The sequence below is a fragment of the Bacillus sp. NPDC057893 genome, from assembly GCF_042796455.1.
Taxonomy (GTDB): Bacteria; Bacillota; Bacilli; order Bacillales; family Bacillaceae_G; genus Bacillus_A.
Genome location: NZ_JBHVNG010000011.1, coordinates 1 through 19,905, shown reverse-complemented (window position 1 = coordinate 19,905; position 19,905 = coordinate 1). Strand labels below are relative to the sequence as shown.

General features: G+C 34.3%; 11 protein-coding genes and 12 pseudogenes. 9 read left to right on the top strand and 14 right to left on the bottom strand.

What is annotated here, in order from left to right:
* Positions 1-89: 89 nt before the first annotated feature.
* Positions 90-482: pseudogene (locus tag ACFVQC_RS26065) on the top strand (helix-turn-helix domain-containing protein); the annotation flags it as partial.
* 170 nt (positions 483-652) lie between these two features.
* On the opposite strand, the gene ACFVQC_RS26060 reads toward ACFVQC_RS26065, so the two are convergent.
* The 5 genes from ACFVQC_RS26060 to ACFVQC_RS26040 are packed head-to-tail and all read right to left on the bottom strand — an operon-like array spanning position 653 to position 5,297.
* A complete protein-coding gene (locus tag ACFVQC_RS26060; RefSeq protein ID WP_377899651.1) occupies positions 653-2,041 on the bottom strand; it encodes a homocitrate synthase/isopropylmalate synthase family protein in 1,389 nt (462 codons plus the stop codon).
* Positions 2,038-3,102: an alpha/beta fold hydrolase gene (locus ACFVQC_RS26055; protein ID WP_377899650.1), complete on the bottom strand. Its 1,065-nt coding sequence runs from the start codon at positions 3,100-3,102 to the stop codon at positions 2,038-2,040. The genes ACFVQC_RS26060 and ACFVQC_RS26055 overlap by 4 nt, the downstream gene beginning before the upstream one ends.
* Before the next feature lie 14 nt (positions 3,103-3,116).
* A complete protein-coding gene (locus ACFVQC_RS26050; protein WP_377899648.1) occupies positions 3,117-3,554 on the bottom strand; it encodes a DUF441 family protein in 438 nt (145 codons plus the stop codon).
* 14 nt (positions 3,555-3,568) lie between these two features.
* The gene (locus ACFVQC_RS26045; RefSeq protein ID WP_377899647.1) at positions 3,569-4,462 is read right to left on the bottom strand and encodes a HesA/MoeB/ThiF family protein; all 894 of its coding nucleotides are present in this window, start codon (positions 4,460-4,462) and stop codon (positions 3,569-3,571) included.
* Positions 4,449-5,297 carry a HesA/MoeB/ThiF family protein gene (locus ACFVQC_RS26040; protein WP_377899645.1) on the bottom strand — a complete coding sequence of 283 codons (849 nt, stop codon included), beginning with the start codon at positions 5,295-5,297 and terminating at the stop codon, positions 4,449-4,451. The genes ACFVQC_RS26045 and ACFVQC_RS26040 overlap by 14 nt, the downstream gene beginning before the upstream one ends.
* 393 nt (positions 5,298-5,690) lie before the next feature.
* Between ACFVQC_RS26040 and ACFVQC_RS26035 the strand changes: the two are divergent.
* A pseudogene (locus ACFVQC_RS26035) lies at positions 5,691-5,939 on the top strand (1,4-dihydroxy-2-naphthoate polyprenyltransferase); the annotation flags it as partial.
* A gap of 479 nt (positions 5,940-6,418) precedes the next feature.
* A pseudogene (locus ACFVQC_RS26030) lies at positions 6,419-7,113 on the top strand (IS6 family transposase).
* A gap of 191 nt (positions 7,114-7,304) precedes the next feature.
* Here ACFVQC_RS26030 and ACFVQC_RS26025 read toward each other — a convergent pair.
* From ACFVQC_RS26025 to ACFVQC_RS26015, 3 genes and pseudogenes are all read right to left on the bottom strand, one after another.
* Positions 7,305-8,924 (bottom strand): S-layer homology domain-containing protein, encoded by a 1,620-nt coding sequence (locus tag ACFVQC_RS26025; RefSeq protein ID WP_377899644.1) that lies wholly within the window; start codon positions 8,922-8,924, stop codon positions 7,305-7,307.
* A 627-nt stretch (positions 8,925-9,551) separates the two neighbouring features.
* Positions 9,552-9,974: a DUF1801 domain-containing protein gene (locus tag ACFVQC_RS26020; protein ID WP_377895503.1), complete on the bottom strand. Its 423-nt coding sequence runs from the start codon at positions 9,972-9,974 to the stop codon at positions 9,552-9,554.
* A 471-nt stretch (positions 9,975-10,445) separates the two neighbouring features.
* Positions 10,446-10,580 (bottom strand): annotated as a pseudogene (locus tag ACFVQC_RS26015) (hypothetical protein); the annotation flags it as partial.
* On the opposite strand from ACFVQC_RS26015, the pseudogene iadA reads away from it, so the two are divergent.
* Positions 10,568-11,542, top strand: a pseudogene (gene iadA, locus ACFVQC_RS26010) (beta-aspartyl-peptidase); the annotation flags it as partial. The pseudogenes ACFVQC_RS26015 and iadA overlap by 13 nt on opposite strands.
* An 8-nt stretch (positions 11,543-11,550) precedes the next feature.
* On the opposite strand, the pseudogene ACFVQC_RS26005 reads toward iadA, so the two are convergent.
* The 4 genes and pseudogenes from ACFVQC_RS26005 to ACFVQC_RS25990 form a co-directional block, all read right to left on the bottom strand.
* A pseudogene (locus ACFVQC_RS26005) lies at positions 11,551-11,706 on the bottom strand (IS6 family transposase); the annotation flags it as partial.
* A 135-nt stretch (positions 11,707-11,841) separates the two neighbouring features.
* Complete coding sequence (locus ACFVQC_RS26000) at positions 11,842-12,726, bottom strand: Rpn family recombination-promoting nuclease/putative transposase (protein ID WP_377895504.1); 885 nt, start codon at positions 12,724-12,726, stop codon at positions 11,842-11,844.
* Between the two features lie 183 nt (positions 12,727-12,909).
* Positions 12,910-13,691, bottom strand: a pseudogene (locus ACFVQC_RS25995) (5-deoxy-glucuronate isomerase).
* An 84-nt stretch (positions 13,692-13,775) separates the two neighbouring features.
* Positions 13,776-14,485: pseudogene (locus tag ACFVQC_RS25990) on the bottom strand (IS6 family transposase).
* Between the two features lie 257 nt (positions 14,486-14,742).
* On the opposite strand from ACFVQC_RS25990, the pseudogene ACFVQC_RS25985 reads away from it, so the two are divergent.
* The 3 genes and pseudogenes from ACFVQC_RS25985 (at position 14,743) to ACFVQC_RS25980 (ending at position 15,737) form a co-directional block, all read left to right on the top strand.
* Positions 14,743-14,932: pseudogene (locus ACFVQC_RS25985) on the top strand (hypothetical protein).
* 181 nt (positions 14,933-15,113) lie between these two features.
* A pseudogene (locus tag ACFVQC_RS30250) lies at positions 15,114-15,221 on the top strand (CDI toxin immunity protein); the annotation flags it as partial.
* A gap of 300 nt (positions 15,222-15,521) precedes the next feature.
* Positions 15,522-15,737, top strand: a complete 216-nt coding sequence (locus ACFVQC_RS25980; RefSeq protein WP_377899643.1) for a spore germination protein — start codon at positions 15,522-15,524, stop codon at positions 15,735-15,737.
* A gap of 1,619 nt (positions 15,738-17,356) precedes the next feature.
* Here the strand turns inward: ACFVQC_RS25980 and ACFVQC_RS25975 are convergent.
* A pseudogene (locus ACFVQC_RS25975) lies at positions 17,357-17,656 on the bottom strand (dUTP diphosphatase); the annotation flags it as partial.
* Between the two features lie 157 nt (positions 17,657-17,813).
* Here ACFVQC_RS25975 and ACFVQC_RS25970 point away from each other — a divergent pair.
* Positions 17,814-18,006: pseudogene (locus ACFVQC_RS25970) on the top strand (hypothetical protein).
* A 179-nt stretch (positions 18,007-18,185) separates the two neighbouring features.
* Entirely contained in the window at positions 18,186-18,605 is a 420-nt protein-coding gene (gene fosB, locus ACFVQC_RS25965) for a FosB/FosD family fosfomycin resistance bacillithiol transferase (RefSeq protein WP_377899642.1), read from the top strand.
* Between the two features lie 329 nt (positions 18,606-18,934).
* Here fosB and ACFVQC_RS25960 read toward each other — a convergent pair whose 3' ends face one another.
* Complete coding sequence (locus ACFVQC_RS25960) at positions 18,935-19,507, bottom strand: dUTP diphosphatase (protein ID WP_377899641.1); 573 nt, start codon at positions 19,505-19,507, stop codon at positions 18,935-18,937.
* Positions 19,508-19,905 lie beyond the last annotated feature (398 nt).

The following is a 19,905-nucleotide window of genomic DNA, read 5'->3' as shown; positions in this document are numbered from 1 at the left end:
TCACGCACCCTTTTTAAAGTAATAGTAACAGTATGTCCAAGATTTATAGATTCATTGCAATTGTCCTTAAGTTTTTGCAACAGAACCGGTATTTATCTTTCTCATTTAAAAAACCCCAACTATTTAATTCCATCACTTATAATCTAATAAACTTATTTTATAAAGAGCTTGGTGTCACAAATATGCGATTGAATATTTCATCAGATACTATCCGATTAGAGATTAAACCTTTCGTATTACAAGTAGAGCCTTTGCAATTTCAAGAAGAGATTAAATACTTACATTCTCATATGAAATCCGGCACGATACTTCCACATGTAGAAAGAATTTACTTTAAAAGTAATATAGAGCCATTAACTTTTCATGCAGATCATGAATTTAAGCAAAAAGTAGTTCAAATGGCCGCGGATGCTGGTATGGGGCAGGAAGAATTCTTATTGCAAGCTATAAAATCTTATATAATAAATTTAGAAAAATATTAAATTTATTATCAATTAGAAGCAGCGTAGAAATTAAACCTTTCTACGCTGCTTAAATTGTTCAACTTAAGAATTGTATAACACCCTAAAACAAAAAGTTAAGCTTTTTCCTGGAGATGCCAATTTTCTTGTTTCGGGGTATTTGCTTTTCCTAGCTAGATTGTGATGTGGCGCTACCCTAACAAGCTTGAATTGTAATTAGGGGCTAGTACAATGTTTGTGTATGTTCCTACACCTGAAAGGTACTTGTATTTATGTTTGAAACCTGATGGAATAAAAACAGATGCAGGGCTCTCAACGGTTTGCACGTCTCCCTCGATTTCCACTTTACATATAAGCCCTGTACCATCTATGTTATTACCCCAAAACACAAAAGCACTATCACAATGATGTGCATGATAATCCACATGACCTTCCAAGTTTTCGTCCATATGCTGATTACAGAATATACGTTGTATTACATAGAATGAAGCACGCTCATCTGTTCTATAATCCATCTGCACCCATCGTTCTCCTGGCCCATCCCTATGATACAAAAGTTCAGATGCCCCTTTTACAAATGGTTTACTGACGCGTAAATTCTTTGAAAGGCGAGGGCCTTTTCGTTCTACCCGTTTTTGTTGTATCTTCCTCACTCTTCCTATCATTTCAGGTTGAACTCCTTCATATGCTAAAACATTATAATTCACGGCTTTTACGTGATAAGGTGCTGTATGTGTAAAAATATTTTTTCCAATAATAGGTCTCCAATGATCGACTTTACAACCTGTAGCCAATTGAAGAGATTGTGTTAATTCTGGAATCATTTTCAATTGAAAGTGTTGATTATATTTTTGTGATAACAGAACAGATAAATTTAGTAAATCAACAATTCCAGCCCGTTCACCAATCCCACATAAAGTTGCATCAATGACAGAAGCACCAGCATCAATAGCTGCAAGAGCATTCGCTAGTGCTAGTCCTAAATCATTATGTAGGTGTACTTCAATTTCACAGGGGAATGTTTCAACCGCTTTCTTGACTATGGTTGCACACTCATTAGGTTCCCAAATTCCCACCGTATCAGCTAAACTAATTCGATTTGCTCCAGCTTGATATGCGATTTTTCCAAGGTAAGAAATATCTTCCCAAGTAGTTCTGGAAGCATCTTCAATTGTGAATCGGATTTTCATTCCTAAGTAACGAGCTTCTTCAATCGCTTGTTTCACTTGATTCATCACATAATCTTTTGATCGATTTGTATACTTGGTTTGTAAAGAAATCGGATTAATAGATGCCCAAATCCCTACCCAATCAGCTCCTGCTCGATATGCAGCATGAACTTCTTCTTTTTTCGCTCGAGCATGCATTAAAATATCAGCTTGTTTTGCAGCGGCCGCAACTTCTCGGCAAACCGCTTCTTCTTCATGAGAAATTCCAGGATGTCCAACTTCAATTAACCGGATTCCAAAATCCTCAAGCATATGAACCAGCGTTATTTTATCTTTCTTTGAAAAACGAACACCACATTGTTGTTCCCCTTCTCGCAAAGTAGCATCTAAGATTGTTATATCTCTGTTCATCCCTTTTTTCCTTCTTTCATTTCTATAAAATTCAATACTTCTTTAAATAGAACATCATGATTTTTTTCATATACTGCCCAGTGTGTTGCATTAGGAATCACAACTTCCTTTTTTTGCTTAGTCCCAGTTAATTTCGATAGCATATCTCTATCGGCAAATAAATCATCTTCTCCATAAATAACCAGCACAGGAGCAGTAATCTGAGATGCATCATATAAAGGACGGTTATTCCAAATAGAATATAAATCTTCTAGAGGCCCCATCGGTCGACGAATGATGCCATTATTTTTCTCGCTAATTGGATCTGAGTGAAGAAATACGTCTTTTACAGAATCCATAGCTTCATTTGTGACAATTTTTTTCTCGCCCATCATCATATGCCAGTGATGCATTCCTTTATCAAAGTCTACAGTTTGATAAGAGGGGGCATGAGGATTGAATTCCCCCTGCTGTAACGGATTGTCAAAGGGCTCTGTCATCATTGGAAGCGTAAACCCATGCATGTACCCATATAAAACAAGTGTATTAACATCATCAAAATGTGATATTGCATAATTTCCAGCTACCACTCCCCCGTATGACCAGCCAACAAGATGAATTTTTTTTACATTCCTTTTACTTTTAATCCAATTCACAACCGTTTCTAAATCTTTTGTTGCATCATCTAAATGAACGACTGGTTTATTTAAGTTAGGCGCTTCTGACATTTCTTTTGGCTTTGAAGATTGCCCAAATCCTCTAAAATCCATTGCCCACGTATCATATCCTTTTTTTGCATACTCATCCATCCATGAATATTTTGATACATCAAAAGCTGCTGCAGTAGGAACACTAAATGGTTCTAAAAACAAAATGATTTCGTCTGATGTATATTGCTTTTTTGTATTTACACTTTTATGAAGTAAAAATAATGTTTCGTCTTCTAGTGGAATTTTATATTCTTCTTTTATTATTTTAGAAGTTTTTGTCCCCTTTGAAACTTCTTGATGATTTGAACAGCTAGACAGTAATAGAACGAAAAAAATACCCATTAAACTTATAGATTTCCAATTCTTTTTCATTTTTAAAATCCCTTTCATTTCATAGAAATGATGGCTATTATTCCAGCTGCAATAATTAACCCCGCCGGTAACCCCTTTGTAAACAATACAGCCATCAAAGTACCTATTAAAACACCCAATAATATAGTTGGATTCATCGGTAGTACCCCTACTCCTTTTTCTCCTATAAACGACACTATAAACCCCGCTAAAATCGATCCCCACCCAATTGGAGAAGTAATTAACTTCATTATGTTATCGCTCAAAATCTTCCCTGATGTAATGGGAACTAAAAGAAATAACATGAGAAAGAAAATACCAATTGGAAAAGCATATTGCTGAATAGCATGCAAGATAGCTTTTTGTCCCATAGCAAATAAAACACCTAATAAACTTGCTGCAATAGCTAGTGCATAATCTTTAACAATCAAAGCAAGTATAAAAATAATTCCTAACAATAGAAAAGAAACCATATATTTTACCTCTTCTATAAAGTTGTATAATCCCAACTGTCGTTTTCAGGTTCACATACCTGTACCATATTTGGATGTGAAAGGTTAATCTGTATAAGGTTTGGACTGATAATAGGTTGTAAATCTTCTCGATTTACAATAAACTTAAATGCTTCAAAGCTTGCTAGAATCCCTATAATGTTTGCAACAGGAGATAGTACAGCCCATGGTTGCTCTTTATTTATATAGCTATTCGCCCACTGTTCATCTGCACCATGTTTAATAGAATACAGAGCACGTCCATCTTTTAAACCATGAATTTTGTTTTGCATCTCAAGCGTTAGTTCTTGCTGATAAGATGGATATCCTAACGCAATTTCATAAGGTACAGATTCAGGGGTTAATGACATGACTCCACCTCTAAAGGGTGGTGTAACAGCAATCCAAATAGAAGGAATCTCTAAAGTTTGAGCCATACGGTGAATAATAACCCTTGCTACCAAATTATCAGTTGCATCTATAATAATATCTGTATTTGCTAACAGATCTTTTGCGTTATCTTCTGTAACAAACTCTTGTGTTATTTTTACCTGTAGTAGGGGATTAATGTCTTTTAAGGTTTCTAGAGCCACAAGTGCCTTTGGCTTCCCTAACTTACTTATAGAACTAAGCATTTGTCGATTAATATTACTTGCTTCAAAAACATCTTGATCAATCACATGAAGATCCCCTATCCCCATTCGTGCCAACTGGATAAGCGTAATCCCCCCTACTCCCCCAGCACCAACTACAGTAACACGAGCATTCTTTAATTTTTTCTGTTCTTCTATTGAAATTACACCAATATTTCGTGTAAAGCTTTCTTCATATATATTTTGTGTATTTAAATTTTCAGTGAACAATTTTGCTTCCCCCTTATAATGTTGCATAATCCCAACCATTTTCTGGTGCGTCTTTTATCTGAACAGGAGTGAGACTATTTACATCTATAACAATGCCCTTTGGTGCTCTAGCCAAAGGTTCACGACCAGTTAACACTTGTATCGCTTCATGAAAGCTAAATAACGATAAAAGATGTGCTCGCATAGGAGTAATAATCCAGCCTACTTTTCCCTCACAAAAATCTTTCGCCCACTCTTCAGGCGCTCCCTTATCAACCGAATACCATGCTCTTTTTTTCTTAATATCAGCAATTTGCTGCCTTAACTTTGAATCTGTTAATATGGATCCTACAACAGAAACATTCAAGGCCTCTTCATATGGAATCCCAGTTGGAAAGAATGTAGAAACAAATCCTCTTGTAGGAGGACTCCCTGACATACCTACACTCGGTATCCCTAATTCTCTAGCTGTTCTATGTATAATGACCCTAGAAGGCATATCATCCACTGCTTCTACCACAATATCATGACCCTTCATTAATTCCACCACGTTGTCTTCATCTACTTTTGTTTGTATAAAGTTTGTTGAGATATAAGGATAAATATCTTTTACAACTTGTTCAGCAACTTTTGCTTTTGGTTTTCCTACCACACTAGAAAGCGCTAACATTTGTCTGTTTATATTAGATATTTCAAATTCATCTGGATCGATTCCTGTAATATGTCCAACCCCCATTCTAGAAAAAAGGATGGCTTCATAACCTCCTACTCCCCCTAATCCAATGATAATTACTCTTTTATTCCTAAGACATTCTTGTTCTGCTTTTGAATAGACACCAATGTTCTTTTTTACCATTTCCCAATAGTAAGTATCCATATCCATTGAAAAACCTCCTGTGATGTAATAATTATAAAAAAACTATCCATATAAAATAATCAACATATATAACAATAAATTTAAAATATGTTAATTTTGTGAGTTATTTGTAAAAAGAATTAAAATTTTCAAGTTATTTATCTTTTGTTAACAGAAGACATCTTATGTAAATAAAAAACAGATCAAATTCAAAATGATATTTGATCTGTTTTTTGTGAGTGTGTAGATTGACAGAATTATACCCACTTAACACTCAGGTTTTTTTTATATGTGTACCCAACTAATTTGCCATTAGAAATTATACATGCATACTCATATTTATTTTGATCGTTTAGCAAGATTGGTAAGTATGCTGGTATCATTTCGCCAACTCATAAGTTCTTATTATCTATAGTCGGGATAGCACTAGCTGTCGTCTTTTTAATTTCCTATGGATGGATTGCAGTGATTGTTTTGATGGGATATGTAAGCCCTTGGACATTAATTATGTTCTTAGGTTTTAAAATGCCATTCTCTGCAATTCAAGGTTTTCAAAAAGGAGTAAAGGATCCTCAATATATGCGCATAGCAATGAAATCAACAGCGATGACAAATACAGTTTTTGGCTTCTTGTTATCAGCAGGTTTATTAATAAGTTATCTGTTTTAAATAAAAATCCTCAACAATCAGGCACTATTGTTGAATAATTAAATTCCAATTTCTCAATTTTAATGCAGAGAAATTGGGATTTTTATTTTAGAATCTCCTTTATTTATTGGAAAATACTTTGAACTTTCAGGCACAGTAACAATACTTCAATAATATTTCTTTTAGTTGTATAATTTTTATATAACTAAAATTGTTTATGTATCTATTTGTTTGCACCTGTTCTAAGATTCCATTAGTTCTTCGTCAAGCTTCCCTAAAAATTGTCGTATCTATAGGGAAGCATGTAGAGCCTTGCTATAATATAAGTGTGGCTATAATTAATTTTTGAAGGAGATTCGAAATGGAAAAGACAAGTGACATATTATTATCTAAAATAGATACCTTAAATCGTTCTGGTGCAAAAACTTCAAAATATCTAAAAAAAGTCTTTCAGACTTGGACATACTGATACTATTACTCTAAAAAAGGATGTGATTGGTATGGAAAAGCAAAATCTATTCAAGTGGAAACATTATCAATCGGATATTATTTTATTAACCGTGAGATGGTACCTACGGTACAACCTCAGTTTTCGTGATTTAGTCGAAATGATGGAAGAACGCGGGCTATCCCTGGCTCATACAACTATCATGCGATGGGTTCATCAATATGGTCCCGAATTAGATAAGCGAGTACGACGTCATCTTAAGTCAACCAATGATTCTTGGCGAGTCGATGAGACGTATGTGAAAGTCAAAGGTCAATGGATGTACCTATATCGTGCTGTTGATTCAAAAGGATATACAATTGATTTTGATTTAAGCAAAACAAGAGATCATAGGGCTGCAAAGCGTTTTTTCAAGAAAGCTTTGCAGTCTTTTCATGTTTCAAAGCCCCGTGTGATTACAGTGGACAAAAACCCGGTCTATCCTATAGCGATTGAAGAGTTGAAGACAGAGAAAAAGATGCCTGTAGGCAGGTAAAATACCTTAATAACATTGTAGAGCAAGATCATCGTTTTATTAAAAAGAGAGTTCGTTCAATGCTAGGATTGAACTCTTTTCGTACAGCTAAATCTATTCTTTCAGGAATAGAAGCGATGCATATCATTAAAAAAGGCCAACTTATTTTACGGGACAAGTCTGTCCAAAATGAAGTGAAGTTTATTCATCAACTATTCGGAATGTCTGCATAAGAATAGATTCCATTAGGAATCTATATACCTCTTTCAAATAAATACAATCTTTGCACCAGAACCACTGAATACATGTATGCAACTTCATTTCAAATCTCTATATAACCATTAAAAAGGCTGAAACACAAAAACAGGCAATGGGGAAAATGCTCTCCATTGCCTGAGAATAAAAGAAATGCCGGGTGTATGATTTAATTTCCATCCTTCTTATAGACGATGTAACTAGGTTCATTATAAATCCACTCATCTGTACCAATTCTTGACCAACCATTCTTTTCTTCGTATACTGTAACTTTTTCACCTTTGCTTGCTTTTCTAACAACAAGGTAGCCAGCTCCTGCCCCGCTTCGAACATTTACCCCAATGCCATTAATTTCAGCCGTACCAATTCCTTTTTGAACACTACCAGTTTCAATTACTTGAAGCATGTTTAAAATGAATGCTGCTGTTTCACCACGAGTTGTTGTTCCTTTAGGGACATACAGATTATCCCCCATACCTTTTACAATACCTAAGCCGTATAATCTTTGAACAGCTTCTTTATAGATAATTTGATCTTTATCTGCAAATGGTAAGTTTGCCAATGGTCCATTTATTCCTTTATACTGTAAAGCTCTATTTACAATAATTGCTGCTTCTTCCCTTGTAATAGGTGTGTTAGGGTCAAAATAACCGTCTCCTCTACCAGAAATGATGCCCACACTTGCAGTACGCTTAATACCATCTCGTAAAGTTGGATTTGCATCATTTAAGTCTTTAAACGTTGCTTCTCCAGCTGGAAGACTTAGAGACTTAGAGATTAATTGAGCAAACTCAGCTCTTGTTACGGATCTATTAGGTGCAAAAATACCGTTTCCTTCTCCTACCATAATACCTCTTCTATTCAAATCACGAATAGCTGACTCATACCAACCTCCTGTTATATCGTCTGTTGGTTGATAAAATTTATTATAATATCCTTCAACGCCATTTACGAATGGAACCCATTGCCCACTATTAATCATAATAGCAGGACAGTTTTTACCACTCCATTTTTGGTGTTTTACAACATTATTTAATGGTACACCTGTTTCTTTCATTAAATAAGCCGCAAGTTTCTTGGCGTTATCCACTGCCTTATTGTAGTCACCATCGCTGTTAACTGCGATTTCAATTGCAATAGATTCTCTATTACCTGAACCATCACCGTCTCCTGCGTGCCATCCGTTCTCGTTTAATGGTAAGTGTTGATAAATCTCTTTATCATCTACTGTAAAGTGCCATGATGCAGCCCGGTCTGTGTTTCCTACTGCTTGGTTATATAAATATTGAGCGTGGTTTTTAGCCCCTGCTCCTACACTTTTATTATCAGTTTCATGAATTGTAATATACTTTGGAATCATATGGTTTTGAGGGCGAATATTATCGTTTCCTTCTGGAACAATCCATTCAGTAAATGGAACACCATTTATAGTACTAGAAACTTTAGGTGCTGAGAAAGAAAGACTACGTTTTGTTCTATTTGAATTGTTAGGGATCGTTAATGTACCCGTTTCTTCATAAATACCTTCTGAACTTTGAAGACTGTCCACTTTCTTATTATCGACAGTACCTTCACCACGTCCGTCTACTCCTTCAAAACTCTCTTCAATACTTTTTAAAGCTTGTTCGTCTAATACTTGAAGTGGGGCTGTTCCAGCTTGTTCTTGAACACTTATGGATTGATGGTTATTTACTGATTGTTGTTCTTCTGCAATCGATACCATCGGTGAGGATAATACGGTTAGTCCGGCTGTTAATACTACTACTTTTTTACTAAATCTAATACTCATGTTTAATTTGGTATATCTCGCTATTTTAGTAGATATACCTTCCTCCTTGCACTTCTTTTAATGTGAATCCTAATAGTTAGAAACCTAAAAATAACACCTTCATTTTTCATTGCATATAATCAATCGAAATCTCTGAATTCTCCTAGATATATCAATATTTAAAAGTATTTCAAACAATTATCAAAGAGAATGATAGGAACTGAAATAGTTCTCTTTTGCCATTTCAACCATACTATACATGATGATACTTCCACTCATACACTTACAAAAATATCATCAAAATAACTTTTGAAATGTATAAAACAATACATAATATTTTACTAGATATTCCGCTTGTTTTCTATGAAATCCACAAAATTCTTGAAAAATCTTTGCTATACTAAATGCGCACAAATATACGCAAAATCAAATATTTTTTGGCTATGCCAAACCGAAATTCATCTCCCCTCCACCGTTGGGCCATTGCCCTTCACACTCTTGAGGAAGGATAATTCGTTAAAAGTTTGTGATACCTTATCTTGTCAACATAATATTTTTATCGTCTTTTTACATTGATACCTGAGCCTAAAAGGAATACGTAAACGATTCTGAGTATGAAGGGTCATTTTAGGAAAATAATAAATTTCATTAATGATTTCGATACGTTTCCTTCAAAAAACTTACAGATTGTTTGATTAGTGCTTTTAGAACATTACTATCAATGTCTGCTATTTTATTAATATAAACACACGATTTTCCAGAGGTGTATTTTCCAAAGCTTTTTAATAGTTCCTCTCGCTTAGGATCACCAGCTGCAAAATATAGACTAATTTTAGCTTTTCTTGGGGAAAAGCCTACTAATGGAGCATCTCCTTCATGACCAGATGCATATTTATAATGGTATGTACCAAAGCCGATAATGCTTGGTCCCCACATTTTTGCTGTATAGCCTGTTGTTTCAGTAAATATATCTAATAATTGATACGCGTTTTCTCGTTTTTTAAGATTTTCAACACTTTCAATAAATTCAATTACACTATTGTTAGTTTCTTTTGTTTTAAGCTTGTACATATTAAAAATCACTCCTTTTTAGATATAGATTTCATAACACATATAATTATAATATAGGGCTCATCATACATGTCTCTCTACTTTAAATGTTTTACGCCCCTTATATACACAAAATCGTTATTATTATGGGGAATAAAGATAATTGAATCACTTAAAATCCCAGTATTACTGAATTTTTCTTATTAATATAAAATACGATACGTGAAATTCATTTGTCTCTACAGCTAAATATGGATTGAAAATTATGATTTCAAATTTCATTTTCATAATAAAAAATAAAAGATGGCTTAATATCAACCATCTTTCATGGCCCAATACCTAAAAAAACGCCATCCTTTCCTTTGATTCTCCAGAAAGAATAGCGCTTTTTTGTAATACGACTATAAAAAAATTTATATGTTAGTATTATCCCTTTTAGTAATGGCTAATTATATCTTTTCCTTTCACAATCAAAATATAGGAATGATTTCTTTAGCAATACACAGCAGACTTTGACTTAAGAAAATACAAATACTCTATTCCGGCATCAGTGATCTTTGTACCGGCCCGCCCTCTGCCTTTTACGACAAATCCTTCACTTTCTAAAATATCCAGGCGGAGGCGGAGAAGGCGGATTCAAAACCCGCACACCTGAGCTGATGCTCACTGATATTACAACTGCAGGTATTACAACACTAGTCGGTTTACTCGGTACTGATGGGACAACACGTAAAATGGAAAGTCTGCTTGCCAAAGCGCGGGCACTTGAAGAAGAGGGAGTTTCTTGTTTCATTCACACAGGCTCCTATCAAGTGCCTGTAAAAACGCTGACGGGAAAAATCGAAGATGATATTATTTTAATTGACAAAATTATCGGTGTTGGAGAGATTGCTATTTCCGACCATAGATCATCAGAACCTACATTTGAGGAAATAGTTAAAGTCGCCACTGCCGCACGCAATGGCGGTATTCTGTCAGGAAAAGCTGGCATATTAGAAGTTCATGTAGGGGACGGAGAGGGAAAACTTTCATTGTTGCATGAAATTGCTGATAAAACCAACATTCCGATTCGACACTTCCATCCAACACATATAAACCGAAACGAAGAATTATTCAGAGCGGGTATTGATTACGCAAAACGAGGCGGTTACATAGACTTTACCACAAGTACTACTCCTCAATTTTTGGAGGACGGAGAAGTGAAATGCAGTGAGGCATTACGTATTATGCTTGAAGATGGGGTCCCAGTCGGACATATTACCTTCTCCTCAGATGGACAGGCCAGCCTCCCCTTCTTTGACAACAAAGGGGAGTATGCAGGCCTTCAAGTCGGAAAAGTATCTTCGCTATTTCACGAAGTACGAGAATCTGTTTTAGTGGAAGGTATTCCGTTAGAAACGGCACTGGAAGTCATTACTACGAATCCCGCACAATTGCTGAAGCTTTCAAGTAAGGGCTGTATCCAAACCGGGAAGGATGCTGACATCGTATTGTTGGAAAAAGAAACGTTGGATATTCACAGCGTCATTGCAAAAGGCAAGTTTATGGTAGAAAATAAAGTTCCGATAGTGAAGGGAACATTTGAATAGAAAAGATAAGAAACTTCTAGTAATTGTTGCAATTCATAATACACTGAAAAGGCGGAGTCTGTTTGATGTCTTCGCCTTTGTTTATATAGAGCATGAACGGTTCCGATTCCTTTTATCTTACGTGAAGCATAACGAATACTTTGAAATCCTGCGAATTTGGAAAAAGCACTGCCAAAATCTTAAGCAATGCTTTTCGATTAGACGTACTACGATAATGAGCGTCTACTTTCTTCTATATGTTTGCTCATGAATAGAATACAAATTTGGATTTAACATAAGTTCTGTATGTTTATATATTTTTACTTTAATTTCAAAATACGTTCTATTTTCTCCACACTTAACTTACTTGCTTTTGCAATAGTTTCAAGCGGTACACCAATTTCATGCATCCCTCGAATCATTTGCATCTTACCTTGCTCAATGCCTTTTTCCATACCCTCTTGTTCTGCATGTGCTAGCTTAGCTTGTTCATCTAGAAGTAATTTCTCTCGAGCTTCATATGCTGTTCGGAAAGAAGAATCATGGCTCATATTTTCCCATTTATTCATTGCCTTTTGTAAAATTGGATCTTGATTCATTGCAATCTCCTCCAATATTTGAGTTAAATGTTCATCTTCATGTGCCGGTAATAATAACATCCAACGAACAAATGTATTTTCCCACGGGTTTACTTTTTCTTCACGCCATTGTTTTACCAATTTCGGTATCTCTACAAAATGGATTTCAATGTCGTCACTTAATAGTTTCTGCATTTTTGTATTCCATAATTGTCCGATGGTATGAAATGCATCATCCTGAGAAAACAAAATAAAGTCTAGTAAGTTAATGGTAATTGTTTTTCGAAGTGAGCGATATGGCATCCCTTCCTGCATTTGGGATGTATAAAGTTTACTCCAATAATATAAAGATCGCTTCACCATATCATGTGTATTTCGAAGCTGAATTTCTATATTTACTTGTGTCCCATTATCTAGTGTTGCTAAAAGGTCTAAAATCGATAACTTATCATCTTCATAAGATTTATGGAGATGCGGATCATCTATTTGTAGCGATGTAATTGGTGCCTTTAAAGATTCCTCTAGAATTGCATTTAAGAAACCTGTTAAAATTTCCTCATTTCCTTTCGTCCCAAATAACTGTTTAAAAGCAAAATCAATGCGTAAATTTACTAATTTAGTGGACATGGGTTTCCTCTCCCTGTCTATATTATCTCTTATCCTTATTGTACATAAAAAAAGGTAGAACATGCAAATAGGCTCTTATGCTACCTCACATAAGAACCTGCCTAAATTCACAAAAAAGTTGGTGGTTCTGGGCAAAAACAATTGCAAGTAACATCGTTTTTGCACCAAAACCCTTAATTTCATCTATTCTTTTTCTGGCCAAATTTTCGCGTTTGGTTCTAATAACCACTTGTGGTCTTCCTCCATGATACGATCATTCCATGGGTTATTCTCAAGATGTCGAATCATCCAACAAAAATACATTGCATATCCAGGCGCCGTTGCTTGTGGGTGATCTAGCTCACCCGGAATTGTAATAAAGCTATTATGTACAACGCGATAAGCATCCTCACCAACCATTGCACATCCAAATCCCTGTGGCTTGTTAAAGCGATAATAATATACCTCTGGCTGATCATGGTGATGCGGTGGATAACTGGACCATCGTCCTGGATAAGAAATAACTTCTCCTACTACCATATTAGAATATGCTGCATTGTTATAGTCAAAAATCGTGCGAATAACGCGCTACGCTGTCCCCTCCCATACTCCTTCTCCAGCTACAACACTTTGACACTCATTTGGAGTATACAACTTGGATGCAAATTCTTCGTCATTATCCGTTTTTTGAACAAGCACTTCACTGTCTAAAAGAGCAGTAATTATAACCTTTACATTTTTCGCCACATGTAAACACCAAGGATTTTCTTCAAAAACAGACTGTCTTTGAATAACTTCTACATTTCCTTCCCACTCTAAACGTATTTTCCCTTCTAGTAAAAGAATTGCCGTTTCATTCTTACTATCTAATAACAGCTCTTCTTTTTCATTAGACATCTTATATATGCCTATATCCATTAACATATCACTGTATTGACCGTTCATTTCTGTTAATACATTATTAATTCACCTAATTTTCCTAACATGACTTCTCCCCCTTTTTATTGGTTCTGGTGCAAATACTTAGGAAAGATATAAAGATGCGAAAAGTTTCCTAGTGAAATCTAGTCTTAAGCAGCAATTCCAAATAGTTGATGGATGAACTTCACTTGTTTTATTGGACAGACTTGTCCAATAAAACAAGTTGCCCTTTTTTCACCATATGCATAGCTTCTATTCCAGAAAGAATGGATGTAGCTGTGCGAAAGGATTTCAATCCTAACATCGAACGAACTCGCTTTTTAATAAACCGATGATCTTGTTCCACTATGTTATTGAGATATTTCACTTGCCTTAGTTGGATGCCTAATGGCATCTTTTTTTCTCTTCTCAATTCTTCAACTGCTATAGGATAAGCTGGATTCTTATCTACTGTCACGACACGAGGCTCAGAAATATGAAAAGACTGCAAAGCTTTCTTGAAGAATCGCTTTGCAGCCTTGTGGTTTCTTGCTTTGCTTAGGTAAAAATCGATGGTATTTCCTTTCGAATCGACAGCACGATACAGGTACATCCATTGACTTTTCACTTTGATATATGTTTCATCGACTCTCCAAGAGTCATTGGTTTGCTTGAGATGACGACGGATTCTTTTGTCTAATTCAGGACCATACTGATGAACCCAACGCATAATCGTTGTATGAGCAACGGATAAATCCCGTTCCTCCATCATTTCCACCAAATCACGAAAGCTCAAGTTGTACCGTAGGTACCATCTTACTGTTTGCAAAATAATATCATGATGATAATGCTTCCACTTGAATAAATTTCGCTTTTCCATACTGATCACGCACCTTTTTTAGAGTATTAGTATCAGTATGTCCAAGATTTAGAGATTACCTGCAATTATCTTGAAGTTTTCGCACCAGAACCCCTTTTTGTTTACTCTTCTAAAATTCGATATGCAATATTACATATTCTGTATATTAGATTTACAAACATGTGATAATTGGTTTATAAAATATTTAAAGTTAATATTGAAAGGAGAATACTAAATGTCTTTCTTTGCTTGGTCTCCTCTTATTTTCTTAATAGTTGTTGCAATCATCGTTTCTATTAAAAAGGCTAAGAAACAATAACTTTATATAGTTACAACAATTTATTATTAGGAGGTGTAATTATGTCATTTGCAGCTTGGAGTGCAATTTTCATGACTTTAATTGGCGCAATATCCGGAGTAATTTTTGGCACAATCTCTTCTCGAAATAAGAGCAACAATCCAAATTAAAAACTTAATAATAAAATTTAATAATCACCTCACCGACAGCTGATAAGCATTTAACCTTCCAGCTGTCGTTTTCTATTCAAATAACGCTTTTGTTTAATTTATATTTAAAAAATTCATTTTTATAAGGACTGACCTTATATGCTATACTGCTTCCTAATTAATTGTAGAAGGAATGATAAAAATGAATGATAGATCCTCAAGACGATGGAAAATGCAACAAAAGTTAAAGTCGTTGAAAACAAAAAGCAGAAATGATACAAATCCCTTGTTTAATGAATGTCTTGAATCCTTCTTTCCTCGCTTTTACATCCCATTCAAGACCTTAAAACCCTTCACATCATTTGATTACCCGTCCATTGCACCAGAAAGCGGTACACGAGCACCACCTATCAAACTAGCAAATTCCCTCTCCCGTCTCATTCCTTTATCTCTTTGACTTTTCCCCATTTATTAATCTCCATTTCTTTAAAAGGTTTATTTTATTAAAATCTTCATAAGCCATAACTTCGAATTCTTAGATCCAAATGAACCTCTAGACGGATACACCATATGCTAATTTAAATACTTTCTAGGAAAGCAGGTGAATACTATGCCAACAGTTGTAGCAAACCTTGTCGTACAAAATAGTGCTGGTTCTTTCAACTTAGGCGATTTTTATAATGTTTCTCCAAAAGAGAATACAAAATCTTATAATGGTTCAGGGGCATCAAATGTTGGTTTTGTTTTCAATACTTTTAGCGGTGTTAGTGCAACAAACACATTTGATGCTGATGTTGCAGACCAAAATCAAGTTGGGACAGCTTAAATTTATTCACTTCCTTCTCCCCCCTGAATAAAACTCAATATCCCGTCCATACTATAGATAATCCATCTTTAATGTACTGTAACCATTTAAATCTTCTTCAAGACTGAGCAGTTAGCTTTTGCTAGCTGCTCTTTTTCTACAATTGGTTACATTCACCTGATGTTTTCAACGTAATATTACGTTGAAATATAAAAGAATAAAATATATTGAGCTGTTATACCATTACCCTAGGAAACTAGGGTTTTTATTTCTACAAAATGAAATTTTTATTGAGCTTCTTCATTCTGAATAATATTTTCAAGCCCGTTTATACTAAAACGGTAACCTTAAGTTACAGATTATGAAACATTGCTTGTAGGGCCTAATTTTCTTTTGTACAACAAGTGGTTAGCTGATTAAGCTGGCTACTTTGTTGTACAAAGTGATTTTTTCTCAATATCTAACATATATAAATCAGATTCCATTTTTGGTAATATATACGTAATCTCTATAATATGCTTAGCTTTATTAAAAGGACCCACCCCCTCAATGTGGGTCCTTCTTTTTAAATGTTTTCTACTAAAATAGCGTTTTTGTTCGAAATGATGCCACATATATTTGGACACATTTACCAGTGTTTTTACCAAAAAATTCATGATATGGTTATTTAGTCGAGTACGTCATTACTTGACGATTACCCTTAGAAGCCCCGCAGACAATCGGGGTTTCTTTTATTTAAATAACGATTTTGTTCACTTTTATAGCTTGCTATTCCTCATAGTTGTGTTTTTCTTCTAGGACTTTTATAAAGTTAAAGTGTCCATCGAGATAACAATCATTGATATAACCCCCAAAATATATTTCATTAACTTCGCTTAAAGTAAAATTTTCATTTTTTCATTCAACCAAGTTCATAACATATTCTTTTCCTCCGATAAAATAATGATTAGGTGCCCCACGCGCATTTTATCCACTGGAAATAACACCTTTTACGTACTTAACTATTAGAAACTTCATTTCTGCTACTTCTGCAATAGCAATTTTGTTCACTTTTTCGATACATTTATGAAACATTCACATGTTATCTTCAATACGTTCGATCCTTTTTATAAAACCGTGTGAGATATACCAAAACAAGAAGCCCTAGAGCCCTAACTCTAGGGCTTCTTGTTTTAAATAAGGATTTTGTTTAGTTTTATAACATCTCACTTGTGTAATATTTCAATTTATTAACAATAGGACATTTAATAATGTTAAAATATAGAAGTAGTTCATTTTATTACTAGGAGGGATCTCTATGTCCATGGGAACTTGGGCTGCAATTTTTATTGCTATATTTTGCGGAGTTATTTCTTCTAATAGCAAGTTGAAAAACTCCCATAATAAAAATGGATAAACATCCCGCTGAAATGCTAGATATCTAGCATTTCAGCTACTAATCTATCCCAAATAACTATTTTGTTTAATCTTTAAAAATTTATATATACTTATAATTAATAATTAGTTATACTATTAAAGTTCCTAGCAGTCATTATTATGGAATCGACAATTGCAACAACTTTACTTCCCTAAGTCCTAGCATTTTAAGCTGGGGCTTTTATTTCCGTTCCCCTCCGATTTTCTACAAAATTCAAATTTGATTAATATCCATTATCCTGTCTCTCAAAGTTTTCTGCATTCTTCTCCTTATATGAATCAACAACATCCTCATAAGTAAACCCGTACAAATAGCAAATACGAAAGAAAATGCCAAATGCTCTTCTCAAATGTCCCATCGTTGTAGTTAAATCTCTGTACTTACACCATGCCCTTTTTGCAGTCAATACATCCTGCATATACCATTCAAACAGCATATTTGCATTGCTTGTATCTTTCTTCATAATTGATTGCATACTGAACGATGGAATGAGTTCATGTCTCCATGTACATTTATCTAGCTCAGATTATTTTCTTAAGTTTCGATATGCAATATTACATATTCTGTATGTCAGATTTACAAACATGTAATAATTGGTTTATAAAAATATTTAAAATTAATATCGAAAGGAGAATACTAAATGTCTTTCTTTTCTTGGTCTCCTCTTATTTTCTTAATAGTTGTTGCAATCATCATTTCTATTAAAAAGGCTAAGAAACAATAGCTTTAGATAGTTACAATAATTTATTATTAGGAGGTGTAGTTATGTCATTTGCAGCATGGAGTGCAATTTTTATGACTTTAATCGGAGCAATGTCCGGGGCAATCTTTGGTACAATTTCCTCTAGAAATAAAAGCAAAAATACCAACTAAAAAACCTAATAATAAAAATTAATATCTATTTTAGTGACAGCTGATACGATCTTAATATTTCAGCTGTCATTTTCTATTCAAATAACTATTTTGTAGTAATTCTTTATAAATCGCTCTTAAACTTATATAATCTTTATATAAAAATATTAAAAATCATTTAATTATAGGGGGAGCTTCGTATGCTACAAGGAATTAATCATATTTGTTTTTCTGTTTCAAACTTGGAAAAATCTATTGAATTCTATCAAAAAATACTTCAAGCAAAATTATTAGTAACAGGTAGAAAATTAGCGTATTTTGATTTACATGGATTATGGATTGCTTTAAATATTGAAGAAGATATACCAAGAAATGAAATTAAGCAATCTTATACACATATAGCTTTTACTGTAACAAATGAAAAATTAGATCATTTAAAAGAAATATTAATTCAAAATGAAGTTAATATTTTACATGGTCGAGAAAGAGACGAGAGAGACCAAAGATCTCTTTACTTTACAGACCCGGATGGCCATAAGTTTGAATTCCACACTGGTACTTTGCAAAACAGCTTAGAGTACTATAAAGAGGATAAAAAACATATGACCTTTTACAAATAACGCTTTTGTTATAATTTATGAACATATTTTAGACCTAAAAATCCTACCGAATATTTTCAGGATAAATTTACCGGGTGAGTTAACAGAAATTTCGTGTTATTCTAAACGTGTTGAATAACCCAATACATTCAACAATGCTCCTGATTGCATACTTAGTATGCATCACCTATACAGATACCTTAGCTAATACGTCCCCCTAATCGTCGTTATTGCTAAGGTATCTTTTTATACGCACTGTGTGCAGGGCTTTTTTATTTCAGTGATGATGCTCTTTTTCCCATCTTATTATCGATGCTTTTAGTCCAATTTTTTATAAAATTCAAATTTGATTAATATCCTTTATCCTGCCTATCAAAGTTTTCCGCATTTTTCTCCTTATAAGAATCAATAACTTCCTCATAAGTAAATCCATACAAATAGCAAATACGAAAGAAAATGCCAAACGCTCTTCTCAAATGCCCCATTGTTGTAGTTAAATCTCTGTACTGACACCATGCCCTTTTTGCAGTCAACACATCTTGCATGTACCATTCGAACAGCATATTTACATTGCTCGTATCTTTTCTCATAATTGATTGCATACTGAACGATGGAATAAGTTCATGTCTCCATGTACATTTATCTAATTCAATTACAATGTTCATGAAAAAATGGAGACCATCAATTAACTCTTCTAATAGTCCATTCTTAGGAACTCCAAATCCTGTGCTCCACATCTTAAACGCTCGAGTTTCATTCCATGCTTCACTAATCTCCACCAGTAATGCACGAAACAACATATCCATTTTGTCATTTCCTTTATATCCAATTCGTTTATCCAGTTCTTTTTGCATTTCAAATAGTTCCGTAATATCAAAGTTTTGTTTCTTCTCTTCAGATGTAATTGTTTGTAACTGAATCATTATAAGTTCACTCCAAGTTTGTATTTTAGTAAGAAAATAGTCACACTGATTAAAAGCCAGCTGACTAAAATGATTACCATTTCCTTTTTAAAGCTCACTCTTCTCCCTCCAACAATTCCACTAACTCCTCAAACGAGCATTCGAACAAATCTCGAAGCCCGTCCTTAGATTTATCATTTTAGCCAAGAAGACTCCTTCCTCAAGGAACGCGAAGAGAGTAGGTGGGAGATGAATTGACTTCGGACAAGGGATGGCAGGGAGCCATCTTAATTGTTCGACATACATAAACTGTTACTTCACTACCTATCGAATGTACGTTTGTTGTATAATAGAAACATACCGAAATGGAGGTGAAATGAATGATGATTAATAAAGCATATAAATTTCGTATCTATCCA

What these genes read in the sequence shown, in the direction of transcription:
- ACFVQC_RS26060 (WP_377899651.1), bottom strand. Translation starts at nt 2,041, where the DNA reads ATGAACAGAGATATAACAATCTTAGATGCTACTTTGCGAGAAGGGGAA.
- ACFVQC_RS26055 (WP_377899650.1), bottom strand. Translation starts at nt 3,102, where the DNA reads ATGAAAAAGAATTGGAAATCTATAAGTTTAATGGGTATTTTTTTCGTT.
- ACFVQC_RS26050 (WP_377899648.1), bottom strand. Translation starts at nt 3,554, where the DNA reads ATGGTTTCTTTTCTATTGTTAGGAATTATTTTTATACTTGCTTTGATT.
- ACFVQC_RS26045 (WP_377899647.1), bottom strand. Translation starts at nt 4,462, where the DNA reads ATGCAACATTATAAGGGGGAAGCAAAATTGTTCACTGAAAATTTAAAT.
- ACFVQC_RS26040 (WP_377899645.1), bottom strand. Translation starts at nt 5,297, where the DNA reads ATGGATATGGATACTTACTATTGGGAAATGGTAAAAAAGAACATTGGT.
- ACFVQC_RS26025 (WP_377899644.1), bottom strand. Translation starts at nt 8,924, where the DNA reads ATGAGTATTAGATTTAGTAAAAAAGTAGTAGTATTAACAGCCGGACTA.
- ACFVQC_RS26020 (WP_377895503.1), bottom strand. Translation starts at nt 9,974, where the DNA reads ATGTACAAGCTTAAAACAAAAGAAACTAACAATAGTGTAATTGAATTT.
- ACFVQC_RS26000 (WP_377895504.1), bottom strand. Translation starts at nt 12,726, where the DNA reads ATGTCCACTAAATTAGTAAATTTACGCATTGATTTTGCTTTTAAACAG.
- ACFVQC_RS25980 (WP_377899643.1), top strand. Translation starts at nt 15,522, where the DNA reads ATGCCAACAGTTGTAGCAAACCTTGTCGTACAAAATAGTGCTGGTTCT.
- fosB (WP_377899642.1), top strand. Translation starts at nt 18,186, where the DNA reads ATGCTACAAGGAATTAATCATATTTGTTTTTCTGTTTCAAACTTGGAA.
- ACFVQC_RS25960 (WP_377899641.1), bottom strand. Translation starts at nt 19,507, where the DNA reads ATGATTCAGTTACAAACAATTACATCTGAAGAGAAGAAACAAAACTTT.